We start from the raw sequence: 12,772 nt of genomic DNA, 5'->3' as shown, positions 1-12,772 counted from the left end.
CCCGCCGGGACGACGGCTCGCGTCCCGGCGGGTGGCGGAGTCAACCGAAGGCACGGCTCTGCCAGGTGGTGACCGCATCTGCCGGGAGCGCCTCGGGCAGGATGGCCATCCGGTCCACCTCGCCGGTGAGCCGCTGCCCGCCGCCCTGATCGGCGGCGAACCGCAGCTCCCGAGTAGCGCAGCCGACGATGCCGCCGTCCGGAACCTTGGCCGTGCCGGCCGGTTGCCCGTCGAGGTAGACGGTGACGGCACCGGCGTCGTCCATCGTGATCACCAGGTCGACGTACCGACCGAGGGGCACGGTGGCGTTGGTGGTGACGCCGGTGCCGGAGCCGATGAACCGCACCTGGTTGCCGGGGGTGAGGTCGATCAGCACGCCGTCGGTGCCCGGATCGCCGCTGGGCTGGAAGTCGAACAGCCGCCGGTAGCTGCCACTCGTGGTCACCTTGACCTCCGCGGCGAAGGTGGCCGTCTCCAGGAAACCCAGCGTGGTGGGGGCGGTCCGCAGGTAGCGGGCACCGTCCAGGGCCAGCGCCGTGCCGGTCGGGCCGTCGGCGACGTACGCCGCGCCGGTCTGCACCGTGGCCGTGCGTCCGTTGGCCGACCGATCGGCGATGGTGTCGCCGCTGGTGGGGTCCCAGGCGACGAGCGGCCGACCCGGGTCAGGCCGGGCGCACGGCGGCGGTACGGGCAGTGCGATGGCCGTCCAACCGGACGCCCGCCATTCGTCGTCGACCAACCGCGCCTCGATCCGGTTCCTGCCCGGTGCGGCGTCCCGGGTCGGTGTGACGGTGAACCGGTAGACCTGGGAGTCGCCGGAGCGCAGGCGCGGCACCTCGAACCGGGCGGGACGGGCGTTCCATCCGGTCGGCAGGGCCAGCGTCAGCCAGGACGGCGGCAGGTTCTGCGTGGCGTCGACCGTCACCGAGACCGTCCCCGGCTGGTCGGCCTCGAGCGCCGCCGGGGCGTCGATGGTGAAGCGGACTCCGGCGGTGGCGACGTAGCGGTGTCCGGCCTTCGCCGGGAACGTCAGCCGCTCGCCCCGGGTGTCCGCGTCGACCCGCTTGCCGGTCGTGGCGTCCACCAGCCGGAACGGGCCGGTGAAGAGCGGACTGCGCAGCCGCACCTCACCGGTCCGGCCGGCGGTCACGGCGACCTCGGTCGCGGCACCGGCCGACCACGTCGTGTCGACGGTGAGGTCGCCGCGGGCGCGCAGTCCGCGTACCGAGCCGTCCGGCCAGGCGCTCGGCAGCGCCGGGAGGACGTGGACGTCGCCGCTCTGGCTCTGCAGCAGCATCTCCGCGACGCCGGAGGTGGCACCGAAGTTGCCGTCGATCTGGAACGGGGGGTGGGTGTCCCAGAGGTTGGCGAGGGTGCTCTGCCGTAGCTGTTCGGTGAGCATCTTGTGCGCGTGGTCGCCGTCGAGCAGCCGGGCCCAGAAATTGATCTTCCACGCCTTGCTCCAGCCGGTGCCGCCGTCGCCGCGCGCGACGAGCGAGACCCGGGCCGCGTCGGCCAGCTCCGGATCGTCCAGCGCCGAGATCTGGGCGCCGGGGTGCAGGGCGAACAGGTGCGACACGTGCCGGTGCTCGTTGTCGGGGTCGTCCAGGTCCTCCTTCCACTCCTGCAACTGCCCCCACGAGCCGACCCGGATGCCCGGGTCGAGGTCGGCCAGCGCGGATCGCAGCTCCTTGCGGAACGCGTTGTCGCCGCCGACGATCCCGGCGGCCTCCACGGTGTTGGTGAACAGGTCCCAGACGATCTGCTGCGACATCGAGGCGCCCGCGGTGAAGTCGCCCTGCTCCGGTGAGTAGCTCGGTGAGACGACGAGCTTGCCGTCGCGCGGGTCGACGACCAGTTCGTCGAGCCAGAACTGCGCCAGCTGTCTCATCACCGGGTACGCGCGGTCGGACAGGAACCGCTTGTCCCGGGTGAACTGGTAGTGCTGCCAGTAGTGCTGGGCGAGCCACGCCCCGGCCTCCGGGAACCAGAACGAGGAGGCCCAGTTGTGCAGCCCGGTGAACCCGTAGACGTTGGTCTCGTTGTTCACCACCCAGCCACGGTTGCCGTAGATCTCCCGGGCGGTCACCTGGCCCGGCGGCACCATCGAGTCGACGTAGTCGAACAGCGGCGCGGTGGTCTCCGAGAGGTTGGTGAGCTCGGCCGGCCAGTAGTTCATCTGCAGGTTGATGTTGACGTGGTAGTCGGCGTCCCAGGGCGGGTTGGTGGAGTTGTTCCAGACACCCTGGAGGTTCGCCGGCAGCGAGCCGGCCCGGGACGACGCGATCAGCAGGTAACGGCCGTACTGGAAGAAGAGCGCCTCCAACGCCCGGTCGGCCGGGGTGTCGCCGCCGGTGTAGGCGCGCAGCAGCTCGTCGGTCGGCACGTCCGGCATCGCCTGGCCGATGTCCAGCCGGACCCGGTCGAACAGGGCACGATGGTCGGCGGTGTGCGCGGCGAGCAGATCGGCGTACGTCCGGCTTGCCGCCGCGTCCGTGGTGGCGGTGACCACCGCGTGGGGGTCGGCGCCCCGGTAGCTCGGGTAGCGGGGCGCGTAGTCGGTACCGGCGGCCAGGATCACGGTGGCCGAGTCGGCCTCCCGCACGGTGACGGTGCCGTCGGCGCCGGAGGCGACCGTCCCGCCGTCGGCGTTCACCTGGATCTGGGACTCGTACCGGAGCCTGTTGTCGGTGAGCACCCCGGCGAAGGTGATCCGCCCGTCGTTCGCGGTGACCGTCTTCGACCGGTTGCCGGGCGCCGTGACGGCGGCGGTGAAGGCGACCCGGCCCGGCTGGTCGGCGCTGATCCGCACCACCAGCACCCGGTCCGGGTGGCTGGCGAAGTACTCCCGGGTGTAACGCACTCCGTCGTCGAGGTAGGACACCTTCGCCACGGCACGGCCGATGTCGAGCTCGCGACGGTACTCCTGGACCGCGCCGGGATCCTCGGACAGCCGCAACGACAGCTCCCCGAACGTGTTGTACGAGCCGAATCCGCTCTTGGGTTGGCCGAGCCGGCTCGCCACCTCCTCCGGGGTCAACCGGCCGCGTTCATCGATCAGACGCTGCACCTCCTCGATCGCTCCGGGACGCGGGGAGGTCCAGTTGCCGAAGTTGTAGCCGGCGGCCGAGCCCGGCCCGCCGGTCCACAGCGTCTTCTCGTTGAACTGCACGGTCTCGGTCGCCACCCGGCCGAAGATCATGCCGCCGAGCGCACCGTTGCCGATCGGCAGCGCCTGGGTCTCCCAGTCGGCGGCCGGCTCGTCGTACCAGAGGGTGAGCGGGTCGGCGGTGGCGTTCGCGGTGGTGGCACCCGTGGCCACGGCCGGAGGCGGTGCGGACCAGACGGGAAGCGCCGCGACCAGCACGGCCACCAGCAGGATCGTTGCCGAGCGGAGCGGGTTTCGCCACCGGGAGAGGTCGTCCATTGGTGTCTCCGGATCGTCCGAGGGCCGGGATGGACTTGGCGGGTCTGCGCTGCGAGGGCCGACCAGGGCGGCACCTCGGATGTTTCAGGTCGAGGCTACAAAGGATGACGCGCCACAACAAGAACTCACCTTCATCGATCTCCTGCCGGGCGCGCCACATGTCCCCGGCTGCCACCGGGGTCCGGACGCTGCTGCTGACCGTATCGATGCGACTTTCGTCTATCGCTTGGTCTTGTGAAGCATCGTGGGGCACTGATAGACATCGGATGTATTGCCGACGGCTGCGACATGGTTCTGGGGAGCGACGCGTGAGATTGTTGCGGGTGGGTGCGCCGGGCCGGGAAAGCCCGGCGCTGCTGGACGAGACCGGACGGTTACGCGACCTCCGCGGGGTGATTGACGACCTCGACGCCGAGTTCCTGGCGGCCGGCGGGCTCTCCCGGCTCGCCGCGGTCGCCGTGGACGAGCTGCCGGTGCTGGACGGCGCCGGCCTGCGTGTCGGCCCGCCGCTACGTCCCGGAAAGATCGTCTGTATCGGCCTGAACTACCGGGACCACGCCGCCGAGACGGGTGACCCACTGCCCGCCGAACCGGTGGTCTTCCTGAAGGCGCCGGACACCGTCGTCGGCCCCGACGATCCAGTCCTGATCCCCAGGGGCAGCACGAAGACGGACTGGGAGGTCGAGCTCGCGGTGGTCATCGGCCGTCCGGCGCGCTACCTGGCCAGCACCGAGGAGGCGCTGACCTGTGTGGCCGGGTACGCCGTGGCCAACGACGTGTCCGAGCGGGAGTTCCAGCACGAACGCGGCGGCCAGTGGGACAAGGGCAAGTCCTGCGAGACCTTCAATCCGTTCGGCCCCTGGCTGGTGACCGCCGACGAGATCCCGGACCCGCAGGACCTCCGGCTACGGCTCTGGGTCAACGGCGTGGCACGGCAGGACGGCACCACGAAGGAGATGGTCTTCCCGGTGGCGGAGATCGTGCGGTACCTGAGCTGGTTCATGGTGCTGCACCCGGGCGACGTCATCAACACCGGCACACCCGCCGGGGTCGCTCTCGGCCGGCCGGACCCCAAGCCGTACCTGACGGCGGGCGACGTGATCGAGGTCGAGATCGACGGCCTGGGCCGGCAGCGTCAGGTGGTGGCGCAGGCATGATCTTCACCGAGCTGGAGATCTCCGACGTCCGCTTCCCGACCTCGCGGTCGCTGGACGGCTCCGACGCCATGAACCCCGATCCGGACTACTCCGCCGCGTACGTGGTGCTGCGCACCGACGTCGGGGACGGCTACGAGGGGCACGGCTTCGCCTTCACCATCGGACGCGGTAACGACGTCCAGGCGGCGGCCATCGCGTCGCTGCGCCCGTACGTGGTGGGCCGGTCGGTGGCCGCGGTGCTCGCCGACCTGGGTGGCCTCTGGCGGGAACTCGTGCACGACTCGCAGCTGCGGTGGCTGGGCCCGGAGAAGGGCGTCATGCACATGGCGATCGCGGCGGTCGTCAACGCGCTCTGGGACCTGCGGGCCAAGCGGGAGGGCCTGCCACTGTGGCGCCTGCTGAGCCGGCTGAGCCCGGAGGAACTCGTCGACCTCGTCGACTTCCGCTACCTCGACGACGCGCTGACCCGCCAGGAGGCGCTACAGCTCCTGCGGGCGGCGCAGCCCGACCGGGCCGAGCGCGAGGAACACCTGTTGCGAGCGGGCTTCCCCGCCTACACCACCTCACCCGGCTGGCTCGGCTACGACGACGAGAAGCTGCGCCGGCTCTGCAAGGAGGCGGTCGCCGACGGCTTCGGCCAGATCAAGCTGAAGGTCGGCGCGGACCTGGCCGACGACATCCGGCGGATGACCATCGCCCGGCAGGCCTGCGGCCCGGACTTCCCGATCGCGGTCGACGCCAACCAGCGGTGGGACGTGCCGACGGCGATCCGGTGGATGCGCGAGCTGGCGCGCTTCGATCCGCACTGGATCGAGGAACCGACGAGCCCCGACGACCTGCTCGGGCACGCCACGATCGCCCGGGAGCTGGCGCCGATGCGGATCGCCACCGGCGAGCACGTCGCCAACCGGGTGGTCTTCAAGCAACTGCTCCAGCTCGACGCGATCTCGTATCTGCAGATCGACGCGACCCGCGTCGCCGGTGTCAACGAGAACGTCGCGATCCTGCTGCTGGCGGCGAAGTTCGGCGTACCGGTCTGCCCGCACGCCGGCGGGGTGGGTCTCTGCGAGCTGGTGCAGCACCTGGCGATGTTCGACTACGTGGCGGTGTCCGGCGAGATGACCGACCGGGTCATCGAGTACGTCGACCACCTGCACGAGCACTTCGTCGACCCGGTGGTGATCCGCGACGGCCGGTACGCGGCGCCCGTCGCGCCCGGTTTCAGCGCCACGATCCGGCCCCGGTCGCTGACCGAGTACGCGTACCCGGACGGCCTCGTCTGGTCGGAGGCCGCCGCGGCCGAGGAGACGGTCGGAGAGCCCCCGGAGCCGGTACGACCCGGATCGGAGATGGCCTCGTGAGCGGCGTCCGGGGCGAGTTCGCCGGTCTGGCGGCGCTGGTGACGGGCGGGGCGTCGGGCATCGGCCTGGCGACCGCGACCCTGCTCGCCGAGCGTGGCGCCCGGGTGGCGTGCCTCGACCTGAACCCGGAGGGCGTGCCCGAGCCGCTGCTCGGACTCGCCGCCGACGTGACCGACGACGGGAGCGTACGGGCCGCGGTCGCCGCCGCCGCGGACGCGCTGGGTGGCATCGACGTGCTGGTCAACAACGCCGGGATCGGCGCGCGCGGCGGCGTCGAGGACAACTCCGACGAGGAGTGGCACCGGGTGCTCGACGTCAACGTGGTCGGGATCGCGCGGGTGACCCGGGCCGCGCTGCCCCACCTGCGTGCCTCGGCACACGCGGCGATCGTCAACACCTGCTCCATCGCCGCCTCGGCCGGCCTGCCTCAGCGGGCGCTCTACAGCGCCAGCAAGGGGGCCGTGCAGGCGCTCACGCTGGCGATGGCGGCCGACCACGTCCGGGAGGGCATCCGGGTGAACTGTGTGAGCCCCGGGACGGTCGACACCGCCTGGGTGCGCCGGCTGCTCGACGCCGCCGCGGATCCACCGGCGGAACTCGCCGCGCTACGGGCCCGCCAGCCCACGGGCCGCCTCGTCCGCGCGCAGGAGGTGGCCGCCGCGATCGCCTACCTGGCGGGTCCGCTCGCCGCGGCGACCACCGGCAGTGTGCTCGCCGTGGACGGCGGGATGCACGGGCTGCGGCTCCGTCCCGATCCGCCGTCCCGCTGACGACGGGGGCGGTCGCCATGCTCCCGGAACATCCGATGTACCTCGTGCGAGCAGTGCCGGACCTGCTCCGCGAGCGTCCGCGATCGCCCCTTGCCGGGCATGGACATTCATTGATAGGCATCGGATGTATGCACCGCGTGCGTCCGGCCGCCATCGAGAACGCCCACCGCATCCACACCGCTGGAGGACCACCGTGAGAGATACCGCCAAGGCCCCGGCCGGAATCGCGCTGGCCGCGGTCCTCGCCCTCGGCACCGTCGCCTGTGCCGACTCGTCGTCGGGCGGCGCGGGTGGCCAGAGCGGCTCCGGCCCGCAGATCGGCATCGACCTGCCCCGCGCCGACTCCGACTTCTGGAACTCCTACACCAAGTACGTCCCGAAGTTCGCCGACGAGTACGACGTCAACCTGATGTCCCCGACCAACTCGCAGAACGACGTGTCGAAGCTCGTCGCGAACGTGCAGGCGTTGGTCAGCCAGGGCGCGAAGGCGATCGTGATGGCCCCGCAGGACACCGGCGCGATCGCCTCCACCCTGGGCAACCTGGAGTCCCGCAAGATCCCGGTGGTCTCGGTCGACACCCGCCCCGACAAGGGCAAGGTCTTCATGGTGGTGCGCGCCGACAACCGCGCGTACGGGCAGAAGGCCTGCGAGTTCCTCGGCGAGAAGCTCGGCGGCAAGGGAAAGGTGATCGAGTTCCAGGGCTCACTCTCCTCGATCAACGGGCGGGACCGCTCGGAGGCGTTCGCGGAGTGCATGAAGACAAAGTTCCCCGGAATAACGATCTTCGAGGAGCCGACCGAGTGGGAGGGGGCCAAGGCCGCGGCCGCGCTCCAGACCCGCCTCGCCCAGCACCCCGACATCAACGGCGTCTACATGCAGGCGGGCGGAGTGTTCCTGGCCCCGACACTGCAGGTGCTCCGGTCGAAGAACCTGCTGGTCCCGCCAACCGACCCGAAGCACATCTTCATCGTCTCCAACGACGGGATCCCCCAGGAGTTCGAGGCGATCCGCAAGGGCGAGATCGACGCAACCGTCTCCCAGCCCGCCGACCTCTACGCCAAGTGGGCGCTCTACTACGCCAAGGCGGCGGCCGAGGGTAAGACCTTCCAGGCCGGTCCGACCGACCACGACAGCACCGTCATCGACATCGGCAACGGTCTGGAGGACCAGCTCGCCGCGCCGCTGGTCACCAAGGAGAACGTCGACGACCCGGCGCTCTGGGGAAACCAGATCGGCAAGTGATGACCAGTCACGAACAAACCGCGCGCGCCGCGGCCGGCCCCCCGGCCGCGCAGGCCCGCGACGTGTCGAAACGGTACGGGGCGACCGTCGCGCTGCACTGCGCCGGCATCGCCGTCCAGGCGGGTGAGACGCACGCGCTGGTGGGCCGCAACGGCGCCGGGAAGTCGACGCTGGTGTCGATCCTGACCGGGCTCCAGCGGCCGGACAGCGGCGAGATCCGGTTCGACGGCGTTCCGGCGCCGCCGCTCGCCGACCGGGACGCGTGGCGGCAGCGGGTCGCCTGCGTGTACCAGAAGTCCACGATCATCCCCACGCTGACCGTCTCGGAGAACCTCTTCCTCAACCGGCAGGCCGGCCATGGGGTCATCGACTGGCGCGGGCTGCGACGCCGCGCCGCGGACCTGCTGGCCGGGTACGCGGTCGACGTCGATCCGGCCGCGCTCGCCGGGGCGCTCACCGTCGAGCAACGGCAACTCGTCGAGATCGCCCGGGCGCTCTCGTTCGGCGCCCGGTTCATCATCCTCGACGAGCCGACCGCCCAACTCGACGCCGCCGCCATCGACCGGCTCTTCGACCGGATGCGCGAACTCCAGTCGACCGGGGTGACCTTCCTGTTCATCTCGCACCACCTACAGGAGGTGTACGAGGTCTGCCAGCGGGTCACCGTGCTGCGCGACGCGCGGCACATCCTCACCGAGCCCGTCGGGGCGCTCTCCCGCGACGAACTGGTCGCGGCGATGACCGGCGAGACCGGCCGGGCGCTGGTGGCGGGCGCCACGCGGCCACCGGTACCGGCCACGGCACCCGTCGTGCTCGACGTACGCGGTCTGCGGCTCGCCGGCCACTACGACGGCGTCCACCTCACGGTGCGCGCCGGCGAACTGGTCGGGCTCATCGGTTCGGGCAGCAGCGGCAAGGTGGCCCTCGCCGAGACGATCGCCGGGCTGCGCCGGGCCGACGCCGGAACGGTGACCATCGCCGGCAAAACCCCGAAGCCGGGCCAGGTGCCCGCCGCACTCGCCGCCGGGCTCGGCTACCTGCCGCAGGACCGGCACCGGGAGGGCCTGGTGCCGTTGCTGTCGGTGGCCGAGAACGCCACGATGCCGATCGCCGGCCGTCTCGGCCCCGCCGGGATCATCGCCCCCGCCCGGCAGCAGGCCGCCGCCGAGCGGATGATCCGGACGTACGACATCAAGACCGACGGGCCGCACCAGCCGGTCAGTGACCTCTCCGGCGGCAACGCCCAAAAGGTCGTTCTGGCCCGCGCCCTCGCCAACGACCCGAAGGCGCTGGTGCTGGTGAGCCCCACCGCCGGCGTGGACGTCCGGTCCAAGGCGTCCCTGCTCACGGCCGTCGACAAGGCCGCGGCCGGAGGCGCCGGCGTGCTGGTGGTCTCCGACGAACTGGACGACCTGCGCTCGTGCGACCGGGTGCTGGTCATGTTCCACGGACAGGTGATCCGGGACCTGCCCCGGGGTTGGACGGACGCCGACCTGGTGTCCGCAGTGGAGGGAATGGAGCAGCCGTGACCGGCACCGAGACGATCGCCAAGCCTCCGCGGACCGGCGGCACCCGGCCGGGTGGCGGTCGGTTACCCCTGGCCCGGCTCCGTGACTTCGCGCTCGTTCCCGCGATCCTCCTGCTGGTCGTGGTGGGCGCGCTCATCGACCCGGTGTTCCTCAGCACCGCCAACATCACCAACGTGCTGCAACAGCAGACCGAGCTGGCACTGCTGGTGCTCGCCGAAGCGATCATCCTCATCGCCGGGAAGTTCGACCTCTCGCTGGAGTCGACGATCGGGCTGGCGCCGGCGCTGGCCGTCGCGCTCGTCATCCCGGCGGCCAGCAACGGGCTCGGCACCGAGCTTCCGGCCGGCCTGGCGATCGTCCTCTGCCTGCTCACCGGGCTGGCGATCGGGGCGTTCAACGGGCTGCTGATCCTGCGGTTCAAACTCTCCGCGTTCATCGTCACGCTGGGCATGCTGATCGTGCTGCGTGGCCTGCAGATCGGCATCACCGGTGGGCAGAACCTGTTCGACATCCCACCCTCGGTGCTTTACCTGGGCAGCGCGGTGTGGCTCGGCGTACCGGCCTCCATCTGGATCAGCGGCAGCCTCTTCGTGGTGGGCATCGTCGCGCTCGGCTACTTCCGGCACGGCCGGTCGGTCTACGCGATCGGCGGGAACACCGACGCGGCCCGGGCTGCCGGTATCCGTACCGACCGGGTGGTCTGGGTGGTCCTGATGGTCGGTGGCCTGCTGGCCGCGCTCGCCGGCCTGCTGATGACCGGTCGCCTGGGTTCGGTCGCGGCGGCGCAGGGCGACGGCATGATCTTCACCGTCTTCGCGGCGGCGGTCATCGGCGGGATCAGCCTCGACGGTGGCAAGGGAACGCTCTTCGGCGCGCTCTGCGGCGTCGTCGTCCTCGGCCTGATCAACAACATCCTGACCCTCGCCGGGGTCTCCGCCCAGTGGATCCAGGCCATCTACGGGGCCATCATCCTGGTCGCGCTGATCCTGGCCCGGCTCACCTCCGGCAAAGCACAGGACTAGTAGCTCATCGCCCCCGGCCGCCGCCGGCGGCCCCCGACGGCAGCGGAGAGGAGCGCCGATGCGGCGGATCGCCCTGCACACCCGGCTCAAGCCCGGCCGCGAACGCGAGTACGACGACGTCCACGCGACCATACCCGCGGAGCTGGCGGCCGCGATCCGCGCGGCGGGCGTACACGGCTGGTGGATCTGGCGGGACGGACTCGACCTGTTCCACGTGGTGGAGGTCGAGGACTACCAGCGGATGCGGGACGAGTTGCGCGAGCACCCGGCGAACGTCGCCTGGCAGGCCCGGATGGCGACGCTGCTCGACGTCACGGACGACTACTCGGGCACGGACACCGGACTTCCCCTGGTCTGGGAGCTACCACCCCCGTCGGATCGGGCGACGTCGTGACCGGCGTCCAGGTGGGACGGTCCCAGGTGACCGTGAGCCGGGTCGGTCTGGGTTGCGGGCAGCTCGGCAACCTCTACACGCCGATCGGCGCGGCGGACGCGACCGCCACCGTGCGGGCCGCCTGGGACTGCGGCATCCGCTACTTCGACACCGCACCGCACTACGGTCTCGGGCTCTCCGAACGCCGGCTCGGCGACGCGCTGCGCGCCCTTCCCCGGCAGGCGTACACGGTCAGCACGAAAGTGGGTCGGCTGCTCGTGCCGGACCGGTCCGGAGCCGGCCGGCAGGACCCCGAAGGGTTCCACGTGCCGGCCGACCAGCGGCGGGTGTGGGACTTCACGCCGGACGGGGTGTGCCGGTCCCTGGAGGCGAGCCTGACCCGGCTCGGCCTCGACCGGATCGACGTCGTGCTGATCCACGACCCGGAGGGTCACCAGGAACCGGCGCTGGAGCAGGCGTATCCGGCCCTGCACGAGCTGCGCGCCCAGGGCGTGATCGGCGCCCTCGGTGTCGGGTCGAAGCAGTCGCAGGTGCTGCACCGGTTCGTCACCGAGACCGACGTCGACGCGGTGATGGTCGCCGGCCGGTACACGGTGCTGGAACAACCCGCGCTCGACGCGCTGCTGCCGGAGTGCCGGCGGCGGGGCGTCTCGGTGCTCAACTCGGGAATCTTCAACAGCGGCCTGCTCGCCGTCGCGGACCCGCAGCCCGGCCTCCCGTACGAGTACGCCACCGCGCCGGCCGCGGTGCTCGCCCGGGCCCGCGCGATCGCCGCGGTCTGCGCCCGGCACGGGACGACGCTGCCGGCCGCCGCGCTCGCCTTCGCCGCCGCGCACCCGGCCGTCGCCACGGTCGTGGTCGGTGCACACGATCCGGCACAGGTCCGGCGCAACGCCACCCTGGCGGCCGCGCAGCCGCCACCCGGCGAGTTCTGGGCGGAGCTGGTCGCGGAGGGGTTGCTGCGCCCGGACGCCGCCCTGCCCACGGCACCGGTGGTGGCCGCGTGATCGTCGACGCGCACCACCACCTGTGGCGGATCGAGGACGGCTACCGCTGGCTGGACGCACCCGAACTCGCCCCGATCCGGCGCTCGTTCGGCCCGCAGGACCTGGCACCCGAGCTGGCGGCGGCCGGCGTCGACCGGACCGTCCTGGTCGAGGGCGGCCGCTGCGACGCCGACGAGGCGGCCCTCCTGCTCGGGTACGCGCACCGTTCGACCGTGATAGCCGGGGTGGTGGCCTGGGCGGACCCCGCCGACCCCGCGCTCGCCGACGTGATCGCCGGCTACCGGGGGCTGCCCGGCGGCGACCTGCTCGTCGGCGTACGTCCCCAGCTCCAGGCCGAGACGGATCCGGCGTACCTGGACCGGCCACCGGTCCGGCGCGGTCTGCGCACCATCGCCGACGCGGGGCTGGCCTTCGACGTGGTGTGCCGAGTCGATCAGCTGCCCGCCGTGACCCGGGCCGCCCGGGACGTGCCCGAGCTGCGGTTCGTCCTAGACCACCTGGGCAAGCCACAGATCCACGACGGCGCCGACGGGCTGGCCGCCTGGTCGGGTCCGATCGGCACGCTCGCCGCCCGACCGAACGTGACGGCGAAGCTCTCCGGGCTGGTGACCGAGGCGGATCGGCACCGGTGGCGGGTGGCCGACCTGCGGCCGTTCGTGACCGAGGCGGTCGGCCGGTTCGGCCCGGGCCGGCTGATGTTCGGTTCGGACTGGCCGGTGTGCCGGCTCGCCGCCGACTACCGGAGCGTGCTGTCCGCGCTGGTCGAGGCGCTGCCACCACTGACCGCGCGGGAGCGGTCGGCGGTGTTCGGCGGAACCGCCGTACGGACCTACCGGCTCCGGCCCTGAGCGGTCCCCTACGC

At 71.8% G+C, this 12,772-nt stretch carries 10 protein-coding genes; 9 read left to right on the top strand and 1 reads right to left on the bottom strand.

Annotation, left to right across the window (positions count from 1 at the left end; all coding sequences use genetic code 11):
* Positions 1-40 precede the first annotated feature (40 nt).
* Positions 41-3,427, bottom strand: a complete 3,387-nt coding sequence (locus ABZS42_RS19125) for a glycoside hydrolase N-terminal domain-containing protein (RefSeq protein WP_355146994.1) — start codon at positions 3,425-3,427, stop codon at positions 41-43.
* 308 nt (positions 3,428-3,735) lie between these two features.
* On the opposite strand from ABZS42_RS19125, the gene ABZS42_RS19120 reads away from it, so the two are divergent.
* The 9 genes from ABZS42_RS19120 (at position 3,736) to ABZS42_RS19080 (ending at position 12,758) form a co-directional block, all read left to right on the top strand.
* Positions 3,736-4,584 carry a fumarylacetoacetate hydrolase family protein gene (locus tag ABZS42_RS19120; protein WP_355146992.1) on the top strand — a complete coding sequence of 283 codons (849 nt, stop codon included), beginning with the start codon at positions 3,736-3,738 and terminating at the stop codon, positions 4,582-4,584.
* Complete coding sequence (locus ABZS42_RS19115) at positions 4,581-5,945, top strand: L-fuconate dehydratase (protein WP_355146990.1); 1,365 nt, start codon at positions 4,581-4,583, stop codon at positions 5,943-5,945. Before ABZS42_RS19120 ends, ABZS42_RS19115 begins: the two co-directional genes overlap by 4 nt.
* The gene (locus tag ABZS42_RS19110) at positions 5,942-6,715 is read left to right on the top strand and encodes an SDR family oxidoreductase (protein ID WP_355146988.1); all 774 of its coding nucleotides are present in this window, start codon (positions 5,942-5,944) and stop codon (positions 6,713-6,715) included. The genes ABZS42_RS19115 and ABZS42_RS19110 overlap by 4 nt, the downstream gene beginning before the upstream one ends.
* Positions 6,716-6,908: 193 nt before the next feature.
* Complete coding sequence (locus ABZS42_RS19105) at positions 6,909-7,958, top strand: sugar ABC transporter substrate-binding protein (protein WP_355146986.1); 1,050 nt, start codon at positions 6,909-6,911, stop codon at positions 7,956-7,958.
* Entirely contained in the window at positions 7,958-9,487 is a 1,530-nt protein-coding gene (locus tag ABZS42_RS19100) for a sugar ABC transporter ATP-binding protein (RefSeq protein ID WP_355146984.1), read from the top strand. Before ABZS42_RS19105 ends, ABZS42_RS19100 begins: the two co-directional genes overlap by 1 nt.
* On the top strand, positions 9,484-10,509 hold the full coding sequence (locus tag ABZS42_RS19095; RefSeq protein ID WP_355146982.1) for an ABC transporter permease: 1,026 nt from the start codon (positions 9,484-9,486) through the stop codon (positions 10,507-10,509). The genes ABZS42_RS19100 and ABZS42_RS19095 overlap by 4 nt, the downstream gene beginning before the upstream one ends.
* 58 nt (positions 10,510-10,567) lie before the next feature.
* The gene (locus ABZS42_RS19090) at positions 10,568-10,903 is read left to right on the top strand and encodes an L-rhamnose mutarotase (RefSeq protein ID WP_355146980.1); all 336 of its coding nucleotides are present in this window, start codon (positions 10,568-10,570) and stop codon (positions 10,901-10,903) included.
* Entirely contained in the window at positions 10,900-11,910 is a 1,011-nt protein-coding gene (locus ABZS42_RS19085) for an aldo/keto reductase (RefSeq protein WP_355146978.1), read from the top strand. Before ABZS42_RS19090 ends, ABZS42_RS19085 begins: the two co-directional genes overlap by 4 nt.
* Positions 11,907-12,758 (top strand): amidohydrolase family protein, encoded by an 852-nt coding sequence (locus ABZS42_RS19080; RefSeq protein WP_355146976.1) that lies wholly within the window; start codon positions 11,907-11,909, stop codon positions 12,756-12,758. The genes ABZS42_RS19085 and ABZS42_RS19080 overlap by 4 nt, the downstream gene beginning before the upstream one ends.
* The last annotated feature ends 14 nt before the right edge of the window (positions 12,759-12,772 follow it).

The sequence above is a fragment of the Micromonospora sp. NPDC005367 genome, from assembly GCF_040606825.1.
Taxonomy (GTDB): Bacteria; Actinomycetota; Actinomycetes; order Mycobacteriales; family Micromonosporaceae; genus Micromonospora.
Note: the sequence above shows the minus strand (reverse complement) of the source record. Positions and strands in the feature narration are given on the sequence as shown.

What these genes read in the sequence shown, in the direction of transcription:
- ABZS42_RS19125 (WP_355146994.1), bottom strand. Translation starts at nt 3,427, where the DNA reads ATGGACGACCTCTCCCGGTGGCGAAACCCGCTCCGCTCGGCAACGATC.
- ABZS42_RS19115 (WP_355146990.1), top strand. Translation starts at nt 4,581, where the DNA reads ATGATCTTCACCGAGCTGGAGATCTCCGACGTCCGCTTCCCGACCTCG.
- ABZS42_RS19100 (WP_355146984.1), top strand. Translation starts at nt 7,958, where the DNA reads ATGACCAGTCACGAACAAACCGCGCGCGCCGCGGCCGGCCCCCCGGCC.
- ABZS42_RS19090 (WP_355146980.1), top strand. Translation starts at nt 10,568, where the DNA reads ATGCGGCGGATCGCCCTGCACACCCGGCTCAAGCCCGGCCGCGAACGC.